Source organism: Streptomyces sp. NBC_01433, from assembly GCF_026340105.1.
GTDB lineage: Bacteria > Actinomycetota > Actinomycetes > Streptomycetales > Streptomycetaceae > Streptomyces.
The window spans coordinates 1,314,626-1,335,936 of sequence record NZ_JAPEPM010000002.1; the positions used below are offsets into that span (position 1 = coordinate 1,314,626).

Below are 21,311 nucleotides of genomic sequence, written 5' to 3' on the forward strand. Positions count from 1 at the left end.
CGTTGGACTGGCTCTACGGCCGGGATCCCGATCTCGGACGGCGAGGTGTCCGGCGCTCCGGCTCCACCACGCGGCGTACCGCGGGGGACGGGCCTTCGGCCGTGACGGCGATCGACTGGCTGGAGGACATCCACCGGCTCTTCCCGAAGGACACCATCGAACGCCTGGAGCGCGACGCCGTCGAGCGGTACGGCATCCAGGAGATCGTCACGGACCCGGCGGTGCTGGAGCGGGTCGAGCCGAGCCCCACCCTGCTGCGGGCGGTGCTGCGTACGAAGCATCTGATGAACCCGCAGGTGCTGCTGCTCGCCCGGCGCATCGTCGCCTCGGTCGTCAAGCAGCTGCTCGCCCGGCTGCAACCGGAGATCCGCCGGGCCTTCCACGGCACCCGCTCCCGCAGACCGAGCCGGGTACCGCTGGCGAGGGCCTTCGACTTCCGGCAGACGGTACGGGCCAACCTGGCGCACTATCAGCCCGAGGAACGCCGCATCCTCATCGAGCGCGCCCACTTCCACTCCCGTACCCAGCGGCATCTGACGCAGTGGCAGCTGATCCTGCTGGTCGACCAGTCGGGCTCGATGGCAGGTTCGGTGATCCACTCCGCGGTGACCGCCGCCTGTCTGTGGGGGCTCCCCGGCCTCAAGACCCATCTCGTGGCCTTCGACAGCAATGTGGTCGACCTGACCTCCGATGTGACCGATCCGGTGGAGCTGCTGATGCGGGTACAGCTCGGCGGCGGCACGGACATCGCGCGCGCCGTGTCGTACGGGGCGGGCCTGGTGGAGAACCCGCGCCGCACGATCGTCGCCCTGATCACCGACTTCCACGAGGGGGGTGACCCCGTCCGGCTGGTGCGCTCGGTGCGGGCGCTCACCGAGCAGGGCACCACCGTGCTGGGGCTCGCGGCGCTCGACGAGGACGCGAACCCCGATTACGACCGCGAGCTGGCCGGCCGGCTGGCCGAGGCCGGGGCGCACATCGGTGCCATGACACCGGCGCGGCTGGCCGAGTTCGTCGCCGAGAGGCTGGGCCGATGACCGACGCGACTACGACCACTACCACGACCGCCCTCCCGAGTACGGGCGAGGCGGGCACCGCCACCCGCCGCGACCTGTTGGCCCTGACCCCGGACACACTCGCCGCCCTCACCAACCGGGGTCTGGTCAAGCGCGCCACGAAGGAACTGGACGCGGGGACGGTCCCGGCGGTCACCACCGATCCCGACGCCACCGTGCGTGCCCGCTTCGAGGACGGGACGGCCACATCACTGCCGCCCGGCGCGGGGCTGGACATCGGTGCGTGCAGTTGCGCGGCTCCCGGTGTCTGCCGCCACCTCATCTCTCTGGTACTCGCCTACCAGCGCACCGCCACACCGCCGGACCACCCCCCGGCCGCTCCCGTATCCGGCGAGGCACCGGATACGAAACCAGGAGCGGGAACGGAGCCAGGATCGGCAACGGGGACCGAGTCACGATCGACGACGGGAGCGGGAACAGGGACGGGAGCGGTCCCGGCTCCGGTCCTGCCGTGGTCCCCCGGTTCTGCGGACGACCGAACGCTGACGGCCGCCTTCGGGGCCCGCGCACTCGCCTCGGCCCGTCGCACCTTCGAACGCGGATACGGGGCACGCGTGCACCGCCCCACGGCGGAACGGCCCGACCCCTGGGTCGAGCTGCCCACGTGTACCGTGCGCTTCCCGGTTCCCGGGGAGATCGCGTATGCCCTGACCGACGCGGCCGCGATGCTGAAGGGCGAGGTGGTGACCCTCGCCGTCTGGGCGTTCCGCGAGGCGGACCGGACGGGTGAGTCCGCCGTCCGGGTGGGTGGCGGGGCCACCGTCCAGGCCGCGGCGGGGCGCGGGTTGGACACGGTCGCCGGTCTGGCCGACGAGCTGCTGCTGTCGGGCACGGCGCACGCGAGCCCGGTCCTCGGAGGCGCGCTGACCCGTGCCGGTGAGGCGCTGGCCGCAGGTTCCCTGCACTGGCCGGCCGGTGCCGTGGCCGAACTGACCGACCAGCTCTCGGCGTACGCCGACCGCAGCGCCCGATACCGCCCCGAACGGGTCGCCGAACTGCTCACGGAGATCCATGCGCGGCGCCGGGCGGCGGCGCTCCCCGGCGTTCTCGGCACCCAGGAAGCGGGCGACACCCCCCTGCGCCGGGTCCGGCTCACCTCCCTCGGCTGCCGGATACGCGCCGTCGGGAACAGTTCCGTCGCCGAGGTCTACTTCGCGCACCCGGGCGCCGCCACCGTGCTCGTGCTCCGCAAGGAGTGGGCCGCGGCGGACGGGGAGCGGACCACCGGGCACCGGCTCGCCACCCGGCGTGTCCTCGGTACGAGCCTGGCCGCACTGGCCACCGGCAGCCTGGTCAGCGAAAGCGTCCGGCGGACGGCGAGCCGTGCCCTGACGATCGCCCGCGGCCGGCTGGGCACGACCGGCATCACCCCGGTCGGCGGGGCCTGGACGGAGCTCGCCGAGCCGCTGCTCGTACGCGATCTGGCGGCGCTGACGGCCTCTTGGGAGGGCAGGCCGCCCCGGCTGATCCGCCCGCGCGTGGAGGCGGAGACGGTGCGGGTCATCGCGCTGTCGGAGGTGGAGAGCGTCGGTTACGACCCGGCCGAACAGCGGCTCGAAGCGGTGGTGCGGGATGCGGCGGGCACGTCCGCCCTGGTGTGTTCCGACTACCGGCCGGAGTGTCCCGGTTCGCTGGACGCCCTGGCCGACGCGCTCTCGGGCGGGGCCACGCTGATCAGCGGCGCGGTGCACCGCTCGGGCGGCGGTATCCGGATCGACCCGATCGCGGTGCTGACGCCGACCGGAGTGACCGTGCCCGATCTGGCTCCCGGCGACGGCTCCACGGTCCTGGCCGCGGTGGTACGGCAGTCGCCCGATCCGCTGGCCGCCGCGCTGGACGGGGCACTCGCCGCCCTCGCGGCGGTGACCCACAGTGGCCTGCGCCATCTGTCGGCCCCGGCCCGCGACCGGATCGACGAGGCGGCCACCGCACTGGCCCGGACCGGACTGGCACGGTCGGCGGAGCTGCTGCGCGCCTTCCTGAACCCCGACACCACCACCGCCGCCGCCGCCGGAGACAACAGCAACGGCGACGGTGACCGTGACGGCAGTGGCCTCGGCGAGCGCTCGGGCGAGGCGGCCCGCTCCGCCGCCTGGCTGGAGGCTCAGCTCCAGCTCCTGGTCAGCAGCGAACTCCGGGCAGCCGAGACCCCGTGACGCGGCCGGAAGGCCACCCGCGCGGCCCGGGACGCTTCCGGCGACGCCCAGCTGAGACATCTCCTGGGAGCCGGCCCGGAGCTGCCCCGGAGCCGAACAAGGGTCGGTCGACGGCGGCCGGTTACGGCCGGTCGAGGTAGGCGAGGCCAGGGTGGGCACCGATGTACCCGTCGAGCAGCCGGCGGGCCACCGCGACGGAGTCGACCAGCGGGTGCAGCGCGAACGCCTGCGCCGCCGTGGCGCGTGAACCGCTCGCGGCCGCGTCGAGCACCGCCCGTTCGACGGCCTTCACCGCGGTGACGAGGCCGACCGCGTGATAGGGAAGCGGGGAGACGGCGACCGGGTGTGCGCCGTTCGCGTCGACGAGGCAGGGCACCTCGATGACGGCGTCAGCGTCGAGCACCGACAGGGTGGTGCGATTGCGGACGTTGAGGATCAGTGAGGTCCGCTCATTGCGGGCGATGGCCCGCATCAGGGCGAGGGCGACCTGCTCATATCCGCCGGACTCCAGATCGCTCTCGGCGCGCTCGCCGACCCCGGCCACATCCCGGTTCTCCGACATGTACGTGGCTTCCCGTTCGGCGCGCGTACGGTCCCAGGTGGTCCACGCCGGGGCGTCCGGCTCCCTCATCCGGGCGTAGAAACCCTGCTGCTGCTCGCGCAGGAAGGCCCCCCGGGTCTGCTCCGCCTCCTGGTAGGCGCGGACCGCCTCCCGGTTGAAGTAGTAGTAGTGCAGATACTCGTTGGGGATCGCGCCCAGCGACCGCAGCAGTTCGGTGCCGAAGAGCTTGCCCTCCTCGAAGGAGCCGAGCAGTGCCGGGTCGGCGAGCAGCCGGGGCAGTTCGTCGCGGCCGTCGACGTACAGGCCCCGGACCCAGCCGAGATGGTTGAGCCCGGCGTAGTCGATCCAGGCCCGGTCCGGGTCGGCGCCGAGCACGCGGGCGATCCGCCGGCCGAGCCCGACCGGGGAGTCGCAGATGCCGATGACCCGGTCGCCGAGGTGGCGGGACATGGCCTCGGTGACCATGCCCGCGGGGTTGGTGAAGTTGATGACCCAGGCGTGCGGGGCGAGCCGGGCGATGCGCCGGGCGAGGCCGACCGCGACGGGGACGGTGCGCAGTCCGTACGCGATGCCGCCCGCGCCGACGGTCTCCTGGCCGAGCACGCCCTCGTCGAGGGCCACCCGTTCGTCGGCCGCGCGTCCTTCGAGCCCGCCGACACGGATCGCCGAGAAGATGAAGTCGGCACCGCGCAGGGCCTCGTCGAGTTCGGTGGTGGCCACGACGGCAGGGGCGTCGGGGATCCCCGCGGACTGTTCGTCGAGCACCCGGGCGACGGCCGTGAGCCGGTCGGCGTCCGTGTCGTACAGGGTCACCCGGGAGACGCGACCCTCGGCATGATCGCCGAGCAGGGCCCCGTACACGAGAGGCACCCGGAATCCGCCACCGCCAAGAATTGTCAGCTTCACGCTGCTCGATGGTACGGGGGCGGCCGGACGAATACGTGGTGCGCGCCGGTTTGCCGTGGTGCCCCCTGCGCGCCGTGGCGGGGCAGCGACGGGGTTCGGCCGAATCATGGGCGTACGCGGGCCATTCCGCACCCCCGCGTAGACAGCGCTTACCACCAGGGGGGTCAATGCCTTCCGTGCATCACCTGGCATGCCCATGAAGAATCCGATTCCGGGACCGGTCCCGCACCGCAGAGGGAGGAATCAGCACCCATGAACATCGACACTCCACCGAACAGACCCCGTTGGCGACGGCGCGCCTCGCTCACCACGCTTGCCGCCGCCGTGGCTCTGGGCACCGTACTGACCGCGGCAGCCGTGTCGTCGGCCGACAGTGCCAACAACGCCACCAGTACCGCCGATACCGCCAGTACCACCGGCGCCGACCGTGCCACTTCCCAGGTGGTCACCTGGGCCGCGAGCGCCGACCGTCAGGTCACTCCCACCCAGGACCGCACCTACCGTCTCATCGTGCACACGAGCACCGGCGGCCAGGGCCTGCGGATCCGTCTTTCCAACGTCTTCGGCGATCAGCCGGTCACTTTCGGGCGGGCGTACGCCGGGGAGCGGGCGACCGACGCCGCGGTGGTCGCGGGCACCAATCGGGCGCTGTCGTTCGGGGGTTCGCCGTCCGTCACCGTACCGGCGGGCGGTTCCGCGTACAGCGACGCGCTGCCCGGCACCGTCCGGCCGGGATCGGACCTCGCGGTCAGCATCTACGTACAGAGCTCCGGAACCATCGCGTCCGGTCACCGGATGGCGCTCCAGACCTCGTATGTCGCGCCCGTCGGTGACCACACGGCGCAGGAGTCGGCCGACGCGTTCACCCAGCGGGTCTCGTCCTGGTTCTATCTCGACGCCGTCGTGGTGGGCGCCCGCCGCGGTACGGGCGCGGTGGCGGCGCTGGGCGACTCGATCACGGACGGGTCGAGTTCGACGCAGGACACCAACCGCCGCTGGCCCGACCTGCTGGCGGGACGGCTCGCAGCCGACCGGACCACGCGTGTCAAAGGTGTCGCCAACGAGGGCATCTCCGGCAACAAGGTGCTCAGCGACGGTGCCGGGGAGAGCGCCCTGAAGCGGCTCGACCGGGACGTCCTGTCGCAGCGCGGGCTGGAGACGGTGATTCTGCTGGAGGGGGTCAACGACATCAAGTCCGTCCCGGCCCCCACCGCCGGGCAAATGATCGCGGGGTACCAGGAGATCATCGCGCGCTCGCACGCGGCGGGTGTCTGTGTGGTCGGGGCGACCGTCATGCCGTACGAGGGCTGGCGCGACTGGAACACGGGCGGTGAGCAGGTCCGGCAGGCGGTGAACGCGTTCATCCGGGACAGCGGGTCCTTCGACGCGATCGCCGACTTCGACGCGGCGACCAGGGACCCGTCGGCTCCCGCCCGGATGCTGAGCGCCTTCGACAGCGGCGACCATCTGCACCCCAACGACGCGGGCATGGAGGCCATGAGCCGCGCCGTCGCCCCCGACGACCTGCGGTGCGACCTGAGCTGAGCGGGCGCCGCCGGGCGCGATCCGAGCCGAAACCGGCGCCGCCGGGTGCGAGGGGAGCTGAGCCGGCGCCGCCGGGTGCGAGGGGAGCTGAGCCGGCGCCGCCGGGTGCGCCCCGGACCTCTCACCCCGCCGGGTGGCCCCGGACCGACCCCACAGGGTCCGGGGCCACCCGGGTGGCGACAGGCGTCAACAGAGCTTCAGCCGCCGTTCCACCAGCGCGACACCGCCTGCCACAGACGGGCCGGTGCCCCCGGACCGCGCTGCTGCGGAATCGCGGCGGCACCGGCAGGGTCACCGCCCGCCGGATCGTCGCCCTCCCGAGCGACCGCCGGGTCTCCCGTCGGAACGACCGGCGGAGCGGGCACCGGAACGACCGGCGCAGCGGCTGCCGGCACGACCGGCCGGACCGCCGTCGGCTCCGCCGTCCCTGCCTCCGTCGGATCCTCGTACGGCGCCGCGCCCGGGGCGTGGGCGGGCGGCGTCCCCACCTCGCTGGACGTCGGCGCGGGGACGGGACGGGACGGGGAGGAGACCTCCCAGTCGACGGCCGGCCGGGAGCGGGCCATCATCGACAGCGGATCGGAGTCCACCGCCTGCTGCGGGCTCGGCGCGAACGTCGCGGGCAGCTCCACCAGGTGGCGCGACATGATGTTGCCCACCCAGCGCAGCTCGCTCTCCTCGACGTCGAGCTCCAGATCCGGCAGGCGCATCAGCAGGGCGTCGACACCGACATCGGCGATGGCGCGGCCGATGTCCTGGCCGGGGCATTCGTGCGGGCCGCCGCTGAAGGCGAGATGCGAGCGGTTGCCCTCCATGTTGGCGGCGAGGTCCGGCCGTACCCTCGGGTCGGTGTTGGCCGCGGCGATGCCGACGAGCAGGGCGTCGCCCGCCTTGATCTGCTGGCCGCCGAGTTCGGTGTCGCCGACCGCCCAGCGGCCGAAGACAGCGGTGAACGGCGGCTCGTCCCACAGAGTCTGTTCCACGGCCTCCGGCACCGTCATGTGGCCGCCGCTGAGACGGGCGCGGAAGCGCGGGTCGGTGAGGACCATACGCAGCACGTTGGCCATCAGATTGGCCGTCGACTCGTAGGCGGCGATGAGGATCAGCCGCAGGTGCTCGACGACCTCGACATCCGTCAACGAGGCCGGGTGCTCAAGGAGCCAGCTGGCGAGGTCCGGAGCGGGGGCAGCGCGGCGCCCTTCGACGAGCCGGGTCAGCGCGGCGACGACATGGGCGTTGCTCGCGACGGCGGTCTCGGTGCCCCGGATCATGTCGCGGGCCGCCTGCACCAGGGCGTCGTCGTACTCCTCCGGCATGCCGAAGATCGCACACACCACCATCATCGGCAGATGCTCGGCGAACTGGCCGACCAGGTCGGCGGTGCCCTTCTCGCAGAAGTCGTTGACGAGCCGGTTGCTGAACCGGTTGATATGGCGGCGCACGCCCCGGGTGTCGATGCGCTCCATGCTGTCTGTGACCGCGCCGCGCTGACGCTCATGGGTGGCGCCGTCGGCGAAGACGCAGACCGGCTGCCAGGTGAAGATCGGGGCCAGCGGGTGGTCCGGGGCGACGCTGCCGTCCTGCAGCGCCCGCCAGCGCCGGGAGTCCCGGGAGAACTGGGAGGGCGTCCGGGTCAGGTGCAGGTTCTCGCTGTGCCCGAGGACGAGCCAGGCGGGTACGTCTCCGTGCAGCAGCACCGGGGCGACCGAGCCGTGTTCGGCGCGCAGCTTGTCGTAGAGACCGGCGGGGTCGTTCTCCGCCTCGGGTCCGTAGAACCGACGCAGCCCGCCGGGTCCGACTCCGACGCCATGGGCGGGGCATTCGGGGGGCGGGACCGGTCCGGAGGCAGCTCCGGGTTCGTCGTGGAAGGGGGTTGTCACAGTCGCTCCAGGATCGGGATTCCAAGGATCAAGCGAGGGGCGCGGACGAGGGCGCGCCGACCCATCGGCGCGCGGGGTGGTGCCGCGCGGGACAAAGGCGCGCGCCGGGGTGTGCGCGCGCCTTTGTCTTCAGTTGGTGCGTCGGATGAGCAGTCAGCGGGCCCGGTGCCGACGGACGAAGTCCGCAGGCGACCTCCGCAGACGTTGTCCGCAGGCGATGCCATCGGGCGAAGTCCGCGGCCGACGTCCTCAGGTGAGGGGGACGGCCAGGCTGTGCAGGTAACGCATCAGAGTCATCAGCACATCGCGGCTGGATGTCCGCGTACGGGCGTCGCAGTCGACCATCGGGATCTCGTCCGCCAGGTCGAGGGCTCTGCGCAGCGCCTCGACCGGGTGGTGCGGTGCGTCGGGGAAAGTGTTCACGGCGACGACGAACGGGACACCGCGCTCCTCCAGCCGGCCGATCACGTCGAAGCTGACCTGGAGCCGCCTGGTGTCGATGAGGACGACGGCGCCGAGGGCCCCTTCGAAGAGTCCGTTCCACAGGAACCAGAAGCGCTCCTGGCCCGGGGTGCCGAACAGATAGAGGATCAGTTCCTCGCTGAGACTGATCCGGCCGAAGTCCATGGCGACGGTGGTGGCGGTCTTGCTCTCCACACCGACGTTGTTGTCGACGCCGACCCCGGCCTCGGTCATGGTCTCTTCGGTCGTCAGCGGCCGGATCTCGCTCACCGAGCCGACCATGGTGGTCTTACCGACCCCGAACCCGCCGACGATCACGACCTTCACCGCGGCGTTGGCCGTGGTGGGAAGGACGTCCTCGCTGCGGGGTCCGGTGATCGTGTCAGAGTTTCTGAAGTCCATGCATCACCGCTTCGAGAAGGGACCTGTCGGGCAGGGTGGCTCGGACGAGGGGGGCACGCGACTCGATGAGTTCGGTCGCGAGCAGATCCGTCAGGAGCGAAGTGACCACGCTGAACGGCAGGCTGAGGTAGGCCGAGATCTCGGCGACGGATAAGGGTGCCCGGCAGATCCGCAGGATCGCGGCCTGCTCGGGCTGGCACGTCGGCGTGGGCTCGGCCTGCGCCACGACCATGGTGACCAGGTCGAGCGAGGCCCGCCCGTCACCGTCGAGTTCGCCGGTGATCACATACAGCCGTTCCGGATCGCTCAGCGCCGGATCGGCCTTGCGGCGTTCTCGTCGGGGAGCATTCATCCGGACTGCCTGTCGTGGCGCGGCGGACTGGTCAGATGTGCGCCGATCCGGACGACCAGATCACGCATACGGGCGCCGACCATCCCGGCGTCGATGGTCTGACCGGCCAGGACCGCGAGATACGCGCCGGTCCCGGCCGCCATCAGATAGAAGAACCCGCCGGTGACTTCGATGACGACGAGCTTCATCAGCCCGTCGCTGTAAGGGATTTCGGTGGCTACCGCTGCGGCCAGGCTCTGCAGACCGGCGCAGGCCGCCGCGAGGCGGTCGGCGACGTCGGGGTCTCCCCCGTGCATGGCGATGCGCAGGCCGTCCGACGAGAGCACCACGATCTGGTGGATGCTGGGCACGTCGTCGGCCAGTTCCTTGAGCATCCAGTCCATGTTCCCGCGCTGCTGGATCACTTCAGGTCTCCCTTGTCCCACGCATCGTCAGAGTCCTCGCCACTACTGGGTTCCTGCGGCACGCCGTTGACGGCCTTGGTGAAGGCCTCCAGCCACAGGCCGGGGGGCTTCTCCTCGCCCCTGGCGGGACCGCCCTCCTCGTCGCCCGCCGCGCCCCACCGGCCGGCGTGCCCGCCGTTCGCGGAGTCGACGCCGGACTGCACGGGCTGCTGCGGGAGGTTGTGCGAGCCGAGCGGGGCACGGCCCCGGCTGCGGCGCTGCGGAAGACCGCCCTCGGTCCACTCGGTCACGATCGGGCCGTCGTCCTCCATGGCCGTTGGCGGGGCGACCGGATGCGGAGAAGGTCCGGACACCGAGCCCTCGGGGAGACCCGCGACCACGGAGGGGGGCAGGCCGGTGGACGGGGGCTTCGGCTTGCGCTTGCCGGGCGGTGGCACGACATGCTGGAGCTGTGACATGTCCAGCGAACTGTTGGGCCGCGAGGTGGCACCGATGCCGTGGGCGATGCCGGGTGCCGGACCGGTGGTGATCATGTCGCGCGGGACGATCAGCACGGCACGGACCCCGCCGTACGCCGACTGGCGCAGGGACACCTGGAGTTGGTACATGCGCGAGAGGCGGCCGACGACGGCCATGCCCAGGCGCGGGGACTCCCCGAGGTCGTTCATGTTGATGCCGGCCTGGGCCTGCGCCAGCATGTTCTCGGCGCGGGCGCGGGCCTCCTCGCTGAGGCTGACGCCGCCGTCCTCGATCTCGATGGCGATGCCGGTCTGCACCTCGACCGCGGTGACGTGCACCTTGGTCTGCGGGGGCGAGTAGCGGGTCGCGTTGTCGAGGAGTTCGGCGCAGGCGTGGATGAGCGGCTCGACCGCGGTCCCCACGATGGCGATCTTGGAGATCGAGTGCAGCTCGATGCGCGGGTATTCCAGGATGCGGGACATCGCGCCGCGCAGCACGCTGAACAGCGGTACGGGCTTGGGCCACTGGCGGCTCGGCCGGGCGCCGCCGAGCACCGAGATCGAGTCGGCGAGCCGCCCGATCAGCGCGGTGCCGTGGTCGATGCGGAGCAGGTCGTCGAAGACCTCGGGATTGCGCCCGTAGTGGTCCTCCATCTCCCGCAGTTCGCTCGCCTGACGGTTCACGATGGCCTGGACCCGCCGGGCGACAGCGACGAAGGCGCGCTGCGCGGAGTCACGCCGCGCCTCTTCGCCGTCGATGATGTCGAGGACCTGGAAGACCTGCTCGCGCAGCGCCTTGGGCAGGTGCCGGTTGGCCGCGTCCGCGTCGAAGACGTCGCGCATCACCTCTTCGGGTGAATTGCCCACGCGCAGCTGTCGGATCGCGGCCGGCATGACCTCTTTGGTGAGCCGCACCGTCTCGGCGTCGTGCGAGTGAATGCGGTGTTCCAGGTAGGCGATGCGCTGTTCGTACTTGGCCCGCTGGACGCTCATCGCGCGGCGGCGGCGGTTCAGCGCAACGGCGAGCGCGGAGACCACGATGGTGGTGATCGCGCCGCACACGGCGACTGGTATCCGAGCGATCTCGGTCACCAGCGCCGCACCGGCGGCAGTGGCGCCGACCAGCAGCACCACGGGCAACAGGACTACGCGGACAACGGGAATTTCTCGGTCGGTCGGCGGTGATTCAACACGGACCATCTAAACCCTCTGGCGGTTGATTCCGGGATGTATGCATGCGTGTGCGGATACTCATGAACAAGTGCTCGAATTCGTATCAACTCGACTTCACTGCGCGTGAGCTTAGCCAGATCAGAACAGTGCTTCGGCATATTCACCCAACCCTCTGCGCGAGGACTCCGGCAGTAATACACTCACCAGTTTTTGCACTCAGCGCCGCCGAGCGTGCGCGAGGAGTGACGACGCGGGGAAAGCGGCCGAAATTTGCCCTACCCGTACCTCACAGAGAGACAGCAGCGACATGCTGATGACGATTCAGGTTCAGGGGACTCATCCCGTACCGCAGAGCAGGACAGAGGCACATGTGAGCGAACCGGATCGAAAGGAGCAGATTAGTGACCGCCGGAAGGGTGGACGTCAAAATGTCCGCGGTGACGAACCGCTCGGTCGCCCGTGCGGGCCGCGGATCACGGTCGAACGGCAACGACACACGGGTCCGCGAACTCGCGTACCCGCACCGGCCCGAGCCCGCGTCACGCACGGGCCGGCCTCACGTACGGCGGCAACGGGAGCGGCATGACGGCGGCACGCGGCTACACCATCGAATCGCTGGACACGGGTCTGCGGCTGATGCGGCTGTTCCTCACCCATGACACCCTCACCGTCAGCGAGGCCGCCGAACGGCTGGGCGTCGGCCGGTCCACCGCGCACCGGGTGCTCTGCACCCTGGAAGGCCGGGGTTTCGCCATCCGGGACACCTCGGGCCGCGGCTACTCGGCGGGCCCGGAGCTGGTGCGGCTCGGCCGCCCCGCGGGCTTCGGCACCGCGGTCCGGGAGCGGCTCGCGGCCGTGCTGGAGGACGCGGCACGACGGACCGGCGAGACGGTACAGAGCGTCGCGCTGATGGGCGACCAGATCATCGTCACCGACGGCCGGGAGTCCTCCCACCCGGTAAGGGTGATGCTGGAGAGGGGGCGTACCCACCCCGCGCACGCCACCTCCGGCGGCAAGATGCTGCTCTCCCGGATGACGACGGATCAGGTGTGCGCCCTCTGTCCGTACGAGGAGTTGGAGCGGGTCACCCCGCACACCCCCGCCTCCCGCACCGCCCTGCTGGCCGAGTTGGACGAGATCCGCGCGGCCGGGCACGCGCTCAGCCGGGGTGAGTCGGTCCCGGGGGTGTACGCGGTCGCGGTGCCGCTGGCCGGGTCCAGCTGGCGCGACCGCCTCGCCCTGGTGGCATCGGCCCCCGCCGACCGCTCCGGGGACAGTGCCCTGGCCGAACGGGCCGGACTGCTGCGGCAGTCGGCCGCGCTGCTGAAACCCACGCGCGGCCTCTGACCCCGGGGGGCCGGGCAGTGGTCGGGGCGCCGGGTGCTGGGCACCGGGCGGGGCGTCCGGCCGTCAGCGCCGGGCTCCGCCGATACGTCCCTCCAGCTGCACCAGCAACTCGCTGAGCTGGGCGCTGAGTCGGCTCCGGGTCCGGTCGTCGAGGCCGGAAAGCACAGAGCGTTCGTACGCGAGCTGCTCGGGCAGCAGCCGGTCGACCAGGCCGAGGCCCTCCTCGGTGAGGCGGACATGGGCGACCCTGCGGTCGCGGGCGTCGCCGCGGCGGTCGATGAGGCCACGCTCCTGGAGGGCCCGGAGCCGCTTGGTGACGGCGGCGCCGGAGGAGAAGGTCTCACGGGCCAGTTCGCCGGGGGTCAGTTCCCGGTCGGTGCGGCGTACGGCTCCGAGCAGGTCGAACTCGGCGCGGGTCAGTCCGGCGGTGCGCAGCGGGGCGTCCTCCGCCTGCTGGAGGAGCGCGGCGCAGCGGTTGATGCGGCCGATGAGTTCCATCGGTCCGGTGTCGAGCTCGGGGTTGACGGCCTGCCACTGCCGTACCACCGAGGCAACGATGTCGTCGGTCACACCGCTCCGTTCTCCGGGGCGAGGGCGATCAGCCCCCGCCGTTGTGCTGTCGCGGCGAGCGTACGGTGTCCGGCCCGCTCGGCCGCGAGGAGCTCCTGCTCGGGCAGGGCGCGCTGCCACCACTCCCCGGCCGCGGTGTCCCCGGCCTCGCGGAGTTCGACGAGTGAGCCGGTCAGGCGGCGGCGCGCCCGGTCCAGGGAGGCGGGGCCGGAAGCGGGGTCGGCGAGGGTGCGTACGGCGTGGGCGCGGGCGGCGCCGGTGGCGGCGAGTGCCCTCTCGACGCGCCCGGCGGCCCGTCGGTTGGTGACGAGCATCGCGGCGAGGAAGCCCACGGAGGCGCCGACGAGGGTGTCCAGGACCCGGTCACCGATGAGTTCTCCGGCCGGGTGGGTGCCGCCGAACTCCAGGACCAGCAGGGCCATCGGGGTGACGGCGACGGAGCCGAGCCAGTAGTTGCGGGTGATCAGGGCTTCCGCGGCGAAGCCGAAGAACAGGACGCAGGCGATGAGGGCGAGCGGACCGGTCCGGGTGAGGGGGAGGACGGCGGCGAAGACCAGTACGCCGAGGAGGTTGCCGAGGGTGCGCTGGAGGGTCCGGTTCCAGGACAGGGTGACGTTGGCCTGGTAGAGGGAGGCGGCGGTGACGATCGCCCAGTAGGGGCGCCCGACGCCGAGGGCGGCGCAGAGATATCCGGCGAGCGCGCAGCCGATCAGCGTACGGGCGGCGACGGGCAGCAGCGGGGAGCCGGGCGCGAGGGCGCGCAACAGGGTGCGGCGGGCGTCCCGGCGGCTGCCGGAGCTCCGCAGCTCAGCCCGTTCGGCCTCGATCCCGAAGAGTTCGTCCGTGGTGCCCGGGGCGGCCGGCGGGGTGGGAACCGGGCTGCGGGCACGGGTCGCGGCGGCCCAGGCACGCAGCCGCTCGGGCGGGGCGGCGCCGGTGCGGCCGGTGAACGCCGAGCCGGCGAGGGCCGCTTCGGCGTGCACGACGAGCCGTTCCAGAGCCTGTCGCACGGGGGTGGGGCGGCCGGTGGCGAGCAGGGACTGCCAGGCCGTGTGCACGGCGGCGGCCGCGGCGTGCCGGGTACGGGGGCCGGGGTCGGCGGCACAGGCGGCCGCCGCGTCGAGCGCGCGGGCGGTGGCGCGGCGCTCGGGGCCCTCGCGGCGGATCAGCGCGGGTCCGACGGTGACCAGCCAGGAGACGGCGCCCGCGGCCAGGGTCAGGGCGAGGTGGCCGGGGATCTGCCCGAGGTGCTGCGGTGTGAACAGCGCGGCGGAGGTGACGAAGGTGAAGATCACATGGCCGGGCGGGCCGATCCTGGTCGCGTCGCAGAGCGTCTTCTGGACGGCGGCGAGGAGTGCGGCGACCGCGATCAGGACGGCGGTCGAGCCGGTGAGCGAGGCGGTGAGCAGCGATATCGCGAGGCCGGCGAGCATGCCGAGCACGACGCGCGCCACGGTTCCGGCACGCCGGGCGTACGGCAGGCTGTGGCCATACAGCGCGCACAGCGAACCGGCCATCGTGTACATCACGAGATCCAGCCGGTCGACGGCGAAGAGCAGCAGGTTCGGTACGGCGGAGGCGACGACGACGCTCAGCGCCGGCTTGAACCAGGTGTCCGAAGGGCGGGCGAGGCGGAGTGCGCCGGCCAGCGGAAGTCTGCGGACGGAGGGCTGCCGGGATCGCACAGGTGTATCACTCACCCAGATACGTTAACAGGTATTACACCCGTAAACGATATGGTGAGCCCTCTCACCCGGCGCGCCCGTCAGCCGTCCTGTCGGTCAGCCGCCCTGTTCATCGGTTGCCTGGACGTGGTCGGCGATGCCGACGACGAGGACCCGGGTGTCCGGGACGATGGGCCGCCAGCGGTGGACGAGGCCGCCCGCGCAGTAGAGCGTGTCGCCCCGTTCCAGCCGGTAGAAGTTGCCGTCCGCCTCGACCTCCGCGGCGCCGTCGGCGACGTACAGGATCTCGTCGTTACGGTGCCGGAACTCGCGGCCCCAGTCGTGGGCGCCGGTGAACTCCAGCGCGTGCAGGCGCTGATGGCCCCGGACGAGCGGGCGCATCCGGCCGTCGGCCTCGCCCTCGGCCCCCGTCTCCCGTACCGAGGCGGAGGCGCCGCGCACGACGTCGACCGGGCGCGGCGCCTCGGCCGTCGACAGCAGCTGCACCGCCGTGGTGTCCAGCGCGTCGGCGATCCGTTGCAGCGAGCCCATGCTCGGCCGGGAGCGGCCGTTCTCGATCTGGCTGAGGAAGGGCACCGACAGTCCGGCCCGCCGGGCGACCTCCGCGAGGGTCAGCTCCAGGGCTCGGCGTCGTCGGCGGATTCCGGGGCCGACCTGTGGGGTGTCCGCCTCGCTCATGTCACTCACTCCGTGTCCCGCGTGCCGCACACCACAGCCGGTGGGGCGGAAATCAGCCTACCGGGCCGGTTAACATTTTAAGCACCACCTAAAAAAGTTAACCGAGAGGATCGATCCATGCCCCTCGTGGACCAGAATCAGCGTCGGCGCCGCGGTACCGGGCTCATGGCTCTGGACGAAGAGGCCAGTTCCGGCGGCTACACCCTGTTCGCCCCGCTGACCGGCGGCGGCGAGGTCTACCTCATCGACCTGCGCGGCGAGGTGGTCCACCAGTGGAACCTCCCCTACCGTCCGGGGCGGCACGCGCGGATCCTGCCGAACGGCAACCTCGCCTACAGCGGGGTCCTGCCCGACGAGCCGGCGCTCTTCCCGATGTGGCACAAGTACCGCGGCGGGATCATGCAGGAGATCACTCCGGACGGCACCGTGGTCCGCGAGCACCGCGACCGCCACCAGCACCACGACGCGTACCACTACGGCGACGGCCGTCTCCTGTACAGCGCCCTGGAACCGCTGACCGGTGCGGCGGCGGACTCCGTGCGGGGCGGCGTGCCCGGCTCCGAGCCGGACGGCACGGTGTGGGCGGACACCATCGTCGAGGTGGACGCCGAGGGCCGCACGGTGTGGGAGTGGAAGGTCTCCGAGCACCTGGACCGCGAGGAGTTCCCGCTGCACCCGGACTACTCCCGCGAGCACTACCCGCTGATCAACAGCGTGCTGCCGACCAGCGACGGCAACATCCTGGCCAGCTTCCGCTCCGTCTCGGCGGTCGTGGTCATCAGCCGGGAGACCGGCGAGATCATCTGGCGCAGCGAGCCCGGAGCCGTATCGCAGCAGCACTGCCCGACGGAACTGGAGAACGGCAACTTCCTGGTCTTCGACAACGGCGTCTTCCGGCCCCGGTGGGACGTGCCGTTCAGCCGGGTCATCGAGATCGAGCGGGCCAGTGGCACCATTGTCTGGGAGTACCACGATCCGGCGCGCGAGTCGTTCTTCGCCCCGTTCATGGGCAGTGCCCAGCGCCTGCCCAACGGCAACACGCTCGTGACGGACTCCCCCGCGGGCCGCCTCTTCGAGGTGACCCCGGACGGCTATCTGTGCTGGGAGTACATCGTGCCGTTCTTCGGCGGCTACCAGGAAGAAGAAGTGCGCAAGCTGTTCCCCTCCGAGCCCAACGCCGTGTTCCGCTCCTACCGCTACTCGGCCCAGGAACTCCCCTGGCTCGACGTCCCGAAGGGCTGAGCCGGACCATGGCTTCCCCCGTCCCCGAAACCGGCACCGAGACCGAGACCGGCACCGGCACCACGGCGCGCGCCGCCGACGACGCCTCCGCTGCCGCCGGGGCCGCTTCCCCCGTCGCCCCCGTCGACGAGCGGCTTCCCCTGCCGAGGCTGGCACCGCTGGCCTTCCAGCATCTGCTCGCCGGGGTCGCCGCCCCGGTCTCCTCGGTGATCCTGATCGCCACCACCCTGTCGCTGTCCGCCTCCCAGACCGCGTCCCTGCTCAGCGCGACGCTGGTGCTGTGCGGCATCGGCGCGCTGCTCCAGTCGCTGGGGGTCAAGGCGCTGCGGATCGGCGCCCGGCTGCCGTTCCTGATGCTGCCGGGCGGTGCGGCGGTGGCGATCTTCCTCCAGGTCGCCAAGGAGCACGGGCCCGCCACCGCGTCGGGCTCGGTACTGATCGCCTCGGTCTTCCTGCTGCTCGTGCTGCCGTTCTACGGGCGTCTGGTGCGGTACTTCCCGCCCCTGGTGATGGGGACGACCGTGGTCCTGATCGGGATCAACATGATCAAGATCACCTCGCCGATGATCGCGTCGGGGCCGGGCCTCGGCTTCGCCACGCTGGGCATCACCGCGCTGTTCTTCCTGCTGATGCGGGGCGTCTGGCGGCAGATGTCGGTGCTGTTCGGGCTCGTGGGCGGGACGGTCGTCGCGGCCGTCAGCGGCACGACGTTCCATATGGCGCAGGGCGCCGCCTTCGCGCTCCCCGACCCGTTCCCGTACGGCGCACCGCACTTCGACCTGCTGGCCGCCGTCCCGCTGCTGGTCTTCGCGCTCGCCTCGCTGGCGGAGGCGACCGGTCAGACGGTGCTGAACAGTGAGGCCGTGGGGCGTACGCCGGACGCGGCACGCGACGTGCCGCGCATCTCCCGCGCCGACGCGGTGACCTCGCTGGGCGCCGGAGTCTTCGGTACGTCGCTGATGGTGACGAGCGCCGAGAACATCGGCATCGTTCAGCTGACCCGGGTGCGCAGCAGGTTCGTCACGGCGGGCGCCGGGGTGCTGCTGATCGCGTGCGGGCTGATCACTCCGCTCACCCGGCTGCTGGCCGCCATTCCGGAGCCGGTGGTCGGGGCGGCGGGCCTGATCATCTACGCGGTGATCGCGACGATGGGGTTCGGGATGCTCAGCCGCGAGAACCTCTCGCACGGCACCAACGGCATCGTCGTGGCGCTGGCGCTCTGCGTCGGACTGCTGCCGGTCTTCGCGCCCGAGATGTACGCGGGGCTGCCGGTGTGGGCCCGCACGATCTTCGGCAGCGGGGTCGCCGCCGGGGCGCTGGCCGCGGTGATCCTGGCAGCCGTGTTCAGCAGACTGGGCCCGCCGCAGGACAAGCGCGACGCGGCCTGAGGTTTCCGGCACGGCATGGCGGTGCCCCCGAACACTGGACGGTTCGGCGGCACCGCCATGTTCGCGACCGCGGGTCAGCCGAGGCCGCGGGAGTCCTGCTTGAGCGCGGTGTCCACGGTCAGAGCCGTCGCGACGACGAGACTCAGGAGCGGCTCGGGCAGCTGGTAGTGGATCTGCAGCACGTAGTTGTCCGCCGTGGTGAACATGGTCTTCGCGAGACCTTCCCAGGTCTTCGTGATCCGGGCGATCTCCGCGTCGTTGTGGTCGACGATCGCGAAGTTCCAGGCACGCCAGTTCTCCGCCTTGATCGCGCCGATCTTCCGGCCGTCGACCATCATCGCAAAGTTGATCTTGCCGATGGCGTTCTGCTGGACGATCTCGCCGACCGGCTGTCCGTCGGGACGCTGGACGACCACCCGGGACTTGATGAACTTCGCCGGGCGGGTCAGCAGCAGTTGCGGGACGCCGTACGCGTCACGGATCTCCAGCCGGTGCGTCAGGTACTGGTCGATGCTGGAGACGAACCGGAGCACCTTGCGCAGGGCGCTCTGCCCGACCTGCACGACCGAGCCGATCGTGGTGCCGTGCTGGTCGAAGACGCTGTACTCGTTCGTGACCTCGATCAGCTTGGCCTTCTGGTTCACCACCAGGACCTGCTGGGTGAACAACGAACCGGCACCGGGCGCGGTCTGCTGCTGCGGCACGTGGGCCTGCTGCGGCAGGTGGGCCGGCTGAACCGCTTGACGCTGCTGGACCGGCTGCGCTGCTTGAACCTGCTGGACCGGCCGGACCGGAGACTGGGCGGGAGCCGCGGCCTGCTGCCCCTCGGCCGGGTGCGTGTGCTCGGTCCACTGCGAGCCGTCCCAGTAACGCAGCAACTGAGGCGCGCCATGGGGATCCGGAAACCAGCCCGCAGGTATGTTCGATTGCATCGTCACCGGGGCACACTATCCCGCGGACCTGCGACCCGCACTCCTTGAACCTTCATATAGCTACTACGATGGCGGCGATGAACAGGCTGAGCGTGCGGACCGACCGGAGACCGGGCGGCGTACGCGTGCCCGCCTCGCTGGGCTGGGTGTTCGTCCTCCTGGCGATGTTCTTCTGCTGCTCGCTCACCGCCCCGGCCACTGCCGCGCCTTCGACGGCCGCCCACGGCACGGCCGCCGCCCACGCGATGACTCCGACGCCCGAAACGGAGGCCGCCCGCGTGGTCGCGGACGCCCCCGCCGACCGCGGCATGGGAACGTCCTGCCACGGCGCGTCGGACCACTCGAAGGCCGTGGTGCTGCCGGGGCCGTCCGCTCCCGTCGCGCTGCCCTCCCCCGTGGCCGTGGTGCCCGTCGCCCCGCTCACCGGCGCGGCCGCCATCCGCGGCCCCGCCAACGACGCTGTACGCGCCGTCGACCACCTGCGTCTTCAGGTCCAACGGATCTAGAGGCCCGGGTCCGTCCCCCTTTCCACCGCGTTCCGCGCAACCGCCGGAGCACCGGGGACGGCCGCCCGCATGCCCTCTTCCCTCCATGCATCACCACGTATGCATCCCCGTTCGAACCCGAGGACCCTCCATGGCTTCCCCCAAGAACACGCCCTCCACCAAGAACCAGAACAGCTCCACCGCCGCGCGCCGCGCCAAACTCGAAGAGGCCCGCCGCAAGGAACGGGCCCGCGAGCGCCGCAACCGGATCATCACCATCGGCGCCTCCGTGGCCGTGGTCGCCGCACTCGTCGCCGGGGGCGGGTATCTGATGGCGCAGGCCGATGAGCAGGACAAGGCCGAGGAGCAGGCCAAGACCTCCCCCGTCACGGGCGAGCGCAGCTGGGACAAGCTGACCCAGAACCATGTGGACAAGCCGGTCTCGTACCCGATGAACCCGCCCGTCGGCGGCGACCACAACCAGGTCTGGATGAACTGCAACGCCGACGTCTACACCGAGGCGATACCGAAGGAAAACGCCGTCCACTCCCTGGAGCACGGTGCCGTCTGGGTCACGTACAGCGAGAAGGCGAAGCCGGCCGACATCAAGGCTCTCGGCGAACGCGTCTCGTCCACCCCGTACTCGCTGATGAGCCCCGTCAATGACCAGGACGCCCCGCTGATGCTCAGCGCCTGGGGCAAGCAGGTCACCGTGAAGAGCGCCTCGGACGCCCGCGTCGCGCAGTTCTTCACCAAGTACGTCCAGGGCCCGCAGACTCCGGAGCCGGGCGCCGCTTGCACCGGCGGGCTCGCCAAGTGACCGCCGGCACGGGCTCGGGCGCTTCGGGCTCGGGCGCTTCGGGCGGCTCGGGCGGCTCGGTCCGCATGGTCGTGGCCGGAGCAGCGGTGCTGTTGGTGTCCCTGGGGCTGGTGGTGCTGATGGTGGTACGGCCGTCCGCCGCATCCCCGTCGGATCCGTCGTCCTCCCCCGGCTCGTCGTCGCGGTCGGCGTCGCAGTCGGCGCCCGCCGAGACCTCGGTCGACGCGGGATTCGCCCGGGACATGTCGATCCACCATCAGCAGGCCGTCGAGATGTCGTTCATCGTCCGGGACCGTACGGACGACGAGGACGTCCGCCGTCTCGCGTACGACATCATCAACACGCAGGCCAATCAGCGCGGCATGATGCTGGGCTGGCTGGAGCTGTGGGGCCTGCCGAAGAGCGCGTCCGGACCCCCGATGAAGTGGATGGGGCACACCGTCACGCCCCGGGGCGACGGCTCGCTGATGCCGGGCATGGCCACCGACGCGGAACTGGACGAGCTGCGCTCGGCCGAGGGCCGGAAGGCGGAAGTGCTGTTCCTTCGGCTGATGACCGTTCACCACCGCGCGGGCGCCGACATGGCACAGGCTGCGGCCGGTTCCGCGGAGACGGAAGCGATCAGGAATCTGGCGGCCGGCATGGTGCGCGGCCAGGAATCGGAGATCGGGCTCATGGCGGACATGCTCAAGGCGCGGGGCGCGACGGCCTGAGCGTAGGCCGGGGGACGAACAGCGCACCGGGCCGGGACAGGCAGCACACCCGGCCGGGGACGAACAGCGCGCCCG

General features: G+C 71.5%; 19 protein-coding genes. 9 read left to right on the forward strand and 10 right to left on the reverse strand.

The genetic code is table 11. The annotated features are described in order from the left end of the window. Positions 1 to 2: 2 nt before the first annotated feature. Both OG413_RS33360 and OG413_RS33365 read left to right on the forward strand, forming a co-directional pair. Positions 3 to 1,037 (forward strand): VWA domain-containing protein, encoded by a 1,035-nt coding sequence (locus tag OG413_RS33360; RefSeq protein WP_266812106.1) that lies wholly within the window; start codon positions 3 to 5, stop codon positions 1,035 to 1,037. Then, complete coding sequence (locus OG413_RS33365) at positions 1,034 to 3,232, forward strand: hypothetical protein (protein WP_266812108.1); 2,199 nt, start codon at positions 1,034 to 1,036, stop codon at positions 3,230 to 3,232. The genes OG413_RS33360 and OG413_RS33365 overlap by 4 nt, the downstream gene beginning before the upstream one ends. A 121-nt stretch (positions 3,233 to 3,353) precedes the next feature. Here OG413_RS33365 and OG413_RS33370 read toward each other — a convergent pair whose 3' ends face one another. Continuing rightward, the gene (locus OG413_RS33370) at positions 3,354 to 4,700 is read right to left on the reverse strand and encodes a 6-phospho-beta-glucosidase (protein ID WP_266812110.1); all 1,347 of its coding nucleotides are present in this window, start codon (positions 4,698 to 4,700) and stop codon (positions 3,354 to 3,356) included. 252 nt (positions 4,701 to 4,952) lie between these two features. Here OG413_RS33370 and OG413_RS33375 point away from each other — a divergent pair, with 252 nt between their 5' ends. After that, positions 4,953 to 6,245 (forward strand): SGNH/GDSL hydrolase family protein, encoded by a 1,293-nt coding sequence (locus OG413_RS33375; RefSeq protein ID WP_266812111.1) that lies wholly within the window; start codon positions 4,953 to 4,955, stop codon positions 6,243 to 6,245. A gap of 197 nt (positions 6,246 to 6,442) precedes the next feature. Here OG413_RS33375 and OG413_RS33380 read toward each other — a convergent pair whose 3' ends face one another. The 5 genes from OG413_RS33380 to OG413_RS33400 form a co-directional block, all read right to left on the reverse strand. Continuing rightward, complete coding sequence (locus OG413_RS33380; protein WP_266812112.1) at positions 6,443 to 8,125, reverse strand: cytochrome P450; 1,683 nt, start codon at positions 8,123 to 8,125, stop codon at positions 6,443 to 6,445. A 249-nt stretch (positions 8,126 to 8,374) separates the two neighbouring features. Then, positions 8,375 to 8,989: an ATP/GTP-binding protein gene (locus tag OG413_RS33385; protein ID WP_266812114.1), complete on the reverse strand. Its 615-nt coding sequence runs from the start codon at positions 8,987 to 8,989 to the stop codon at positions 8,375 to 8,377. After that, a complete protein-coding gene (locus OG413_RS33390) occupies positions 8,970 to 9,341 on the reverse strand; it encodes a DUF742 domain-containing protein (RefSeq protein ID WP_266812116.1) in 372 nt (123 codons plus the stop codon). The genes OG413_RS33385 and OG413_RS33390 overlap by 20 nt, the downstream gene beginning before the upstream one ends. Continuing rightward, entirely contained in the window at positions 9,338 to 9,745 is a 408-nt protein-coding gene (locus OG413_RS33395; RefSeq protein ID WP_073719834.1) for a roadblock/LC7 domain-containing protein, read from the reverse strand. The genes OG413_RS33390 and OG413_RS33395 overlap by 4 nt, the downstream gene beginning before the upstream one ends. Next, complete coding sequence (locus OG413_RS33400; RefSeq protein ID WP_266812119.1) at positions 9,742 to 11,403, reverse strand: sensor histidine kinase KdpD; 1,662 nt, start codon at positions 11,401 to 11,403, stop codon at positions 9,742 to 9,744. Before OG413_RS33400 ends, OG413_RS33395 begins: the two co-directional genes overlap by 4 nt. A gap of 555 nt (positions 11,404 to 11,958) precedes the next feature. On the opposite strand from OG413_RS33400, the gene OG413_RS33405 reads away from it, so the two are divergent. Next, complete coding sequence (locus OG413_RS33405) at positions 11,959 to 12,723, forward strand: IclR family transcriptional regulator (protein WP_266812121.1); 765 nt, start codon at positions 11,959 to 11,961, stop codon at positions 12,721 to 12,723. 63 nt (positions 12,724 to 12,786) lie between these two features. Here the strand turns inward: OG413_RS33405 and OG413_RS33410 are convergent, their stop codons facing one another. The 3 genes from OG413_RS33410 to OG413_RS33420 form a co-directional block, all read right to left on the reverse strand. After that, positions 12,787 to 13,293, reverse strand: coding sequence for a MarR family winged helix-turn-helix transcriptional regulator (locus OG413_RS33410; RefSeq protein WP_266812123.1), 507 nt, complete (start codon positions 13,291 to 13,293; stop codon positions 12,787 to 12,789). Beyond that, complete coding sequence (locus OG413_RS33415) at positions 13,290 to 14,993, reverse strand: FUSC family protein (protein WP_266812125.1); 1,704 nt, start codon at positions 14,991 to 14,993, stop codon at positions 13,290 to 13,292. The genes OG413_RS33410 and OG413_RS33415 overlap by 4 nt, the downstream gene beginning before the upstream one ends. 81 nt (positions 14,994 to 15,074) lie before the next feature. Further along, positions 15,075 to 15,656 (reverse strand): helix-turn-helix domain-containing protein, encoded by a 582-nt coding sequence (locus OG413_RS33420; protein ID WP_266812127.1) that lies wholly within the window; start codon positions 15,654 to 15,656, stop codon positions 15,075 to 15,077. 117 nt (positions 15,657 to 15,773) lie between these two features. Here OG413_RS33420 and OG413_RS33425 point away from each other — a divergent pair, with 117 nt between their 5' ends. After that, entirely contained in the window at positions 15,774 to 16,898 is a 1,125-nt protein-coding gene (locus tag OG413_RS33425) for an aryl-sulfate sulfotransferase (protein WP_266812129.1), read from the forward strand. Positions 16,899 to 16,906: 8 nt separating this feature from the next. Next, positions 16,907 to 18,286: a uracil-xanthine permease family protein gene (locus OG413_RS33430; protein WP_266812131.1), complete on the forward strand. Its 1,380-nt coding sequence runs from the start codon at positions 16,907 to 16,909 to the stop codon at positions 18,284 to 18,286. A gap of 74 nt (positions 18,287 to 18,360) precedes the next feature. Here the strand turns inward: OG413_RS33430 and OG413_RS33435 are convergent, their stop codons facing one another. After that, positions 18,361 to 19,224, reverse strand: coding sequence for a phospholipid scramblase-related protein (locus OG413_RS33435; protein WP_266812133.1), 864 nt, complete (start codon positions 19,222 to 19,224; stop codon positions 18,361 to 18,363). A gap of 71 nt (positions 19,225 to 19,295) precedes the next feature. Here OG413_RS33435 and OG413_RS33440 point away from each other — a divergent pair, with 71 nt between their 5' ends. The 3 genes from OG413_RS33440 to OG413_RS33450 all read left to right on the forward strand — a co-directional run bounded on the left by OG413_RS33440 (position 19,296) and on the right by OG413_RS33450 (position 21,236). Further along, positions 19,296 to 19,724 (forward strand): hypothetical protein, encoded by a 429-nt coding sequence (locus OG413_RS33440; RefSeq protein WP_266812135.1) that lies wholly within the window; start codon positions 19,296 to 19,298, stop codon positions 19,722 to 19,724. Between the two features lie 130 nt (positions 19,725 to 19,854). Beyond that, the gene (locus OG413_RS33445; RefSeq protein WP_266812137.1) at positions 19,855 to 20,523 is read left to right on the forward strand and encodes a DUF3105 domain-containing protein; all 669 of its coding nucleotides are present in this window, start codon (positions 19,855 to 19,857) and stop codon (positions 20,521 to 20,523) included. A gap of 65 nt (positions 20,524 to 20,588) precedes the next feature. After that, complete coding sequence (locus OG413_RS33450; RefSeq protein WP_266813236.1) at positions 20,589 to 21,236, forward strand: DUF305 domain-containing protein; 648 nt, start codon at positions 20,589 to 20,591, stop codon at positions 21,234 to 21,236. Positions 21,237 to 21,311 lie beyond the last annotated feature (75 nt).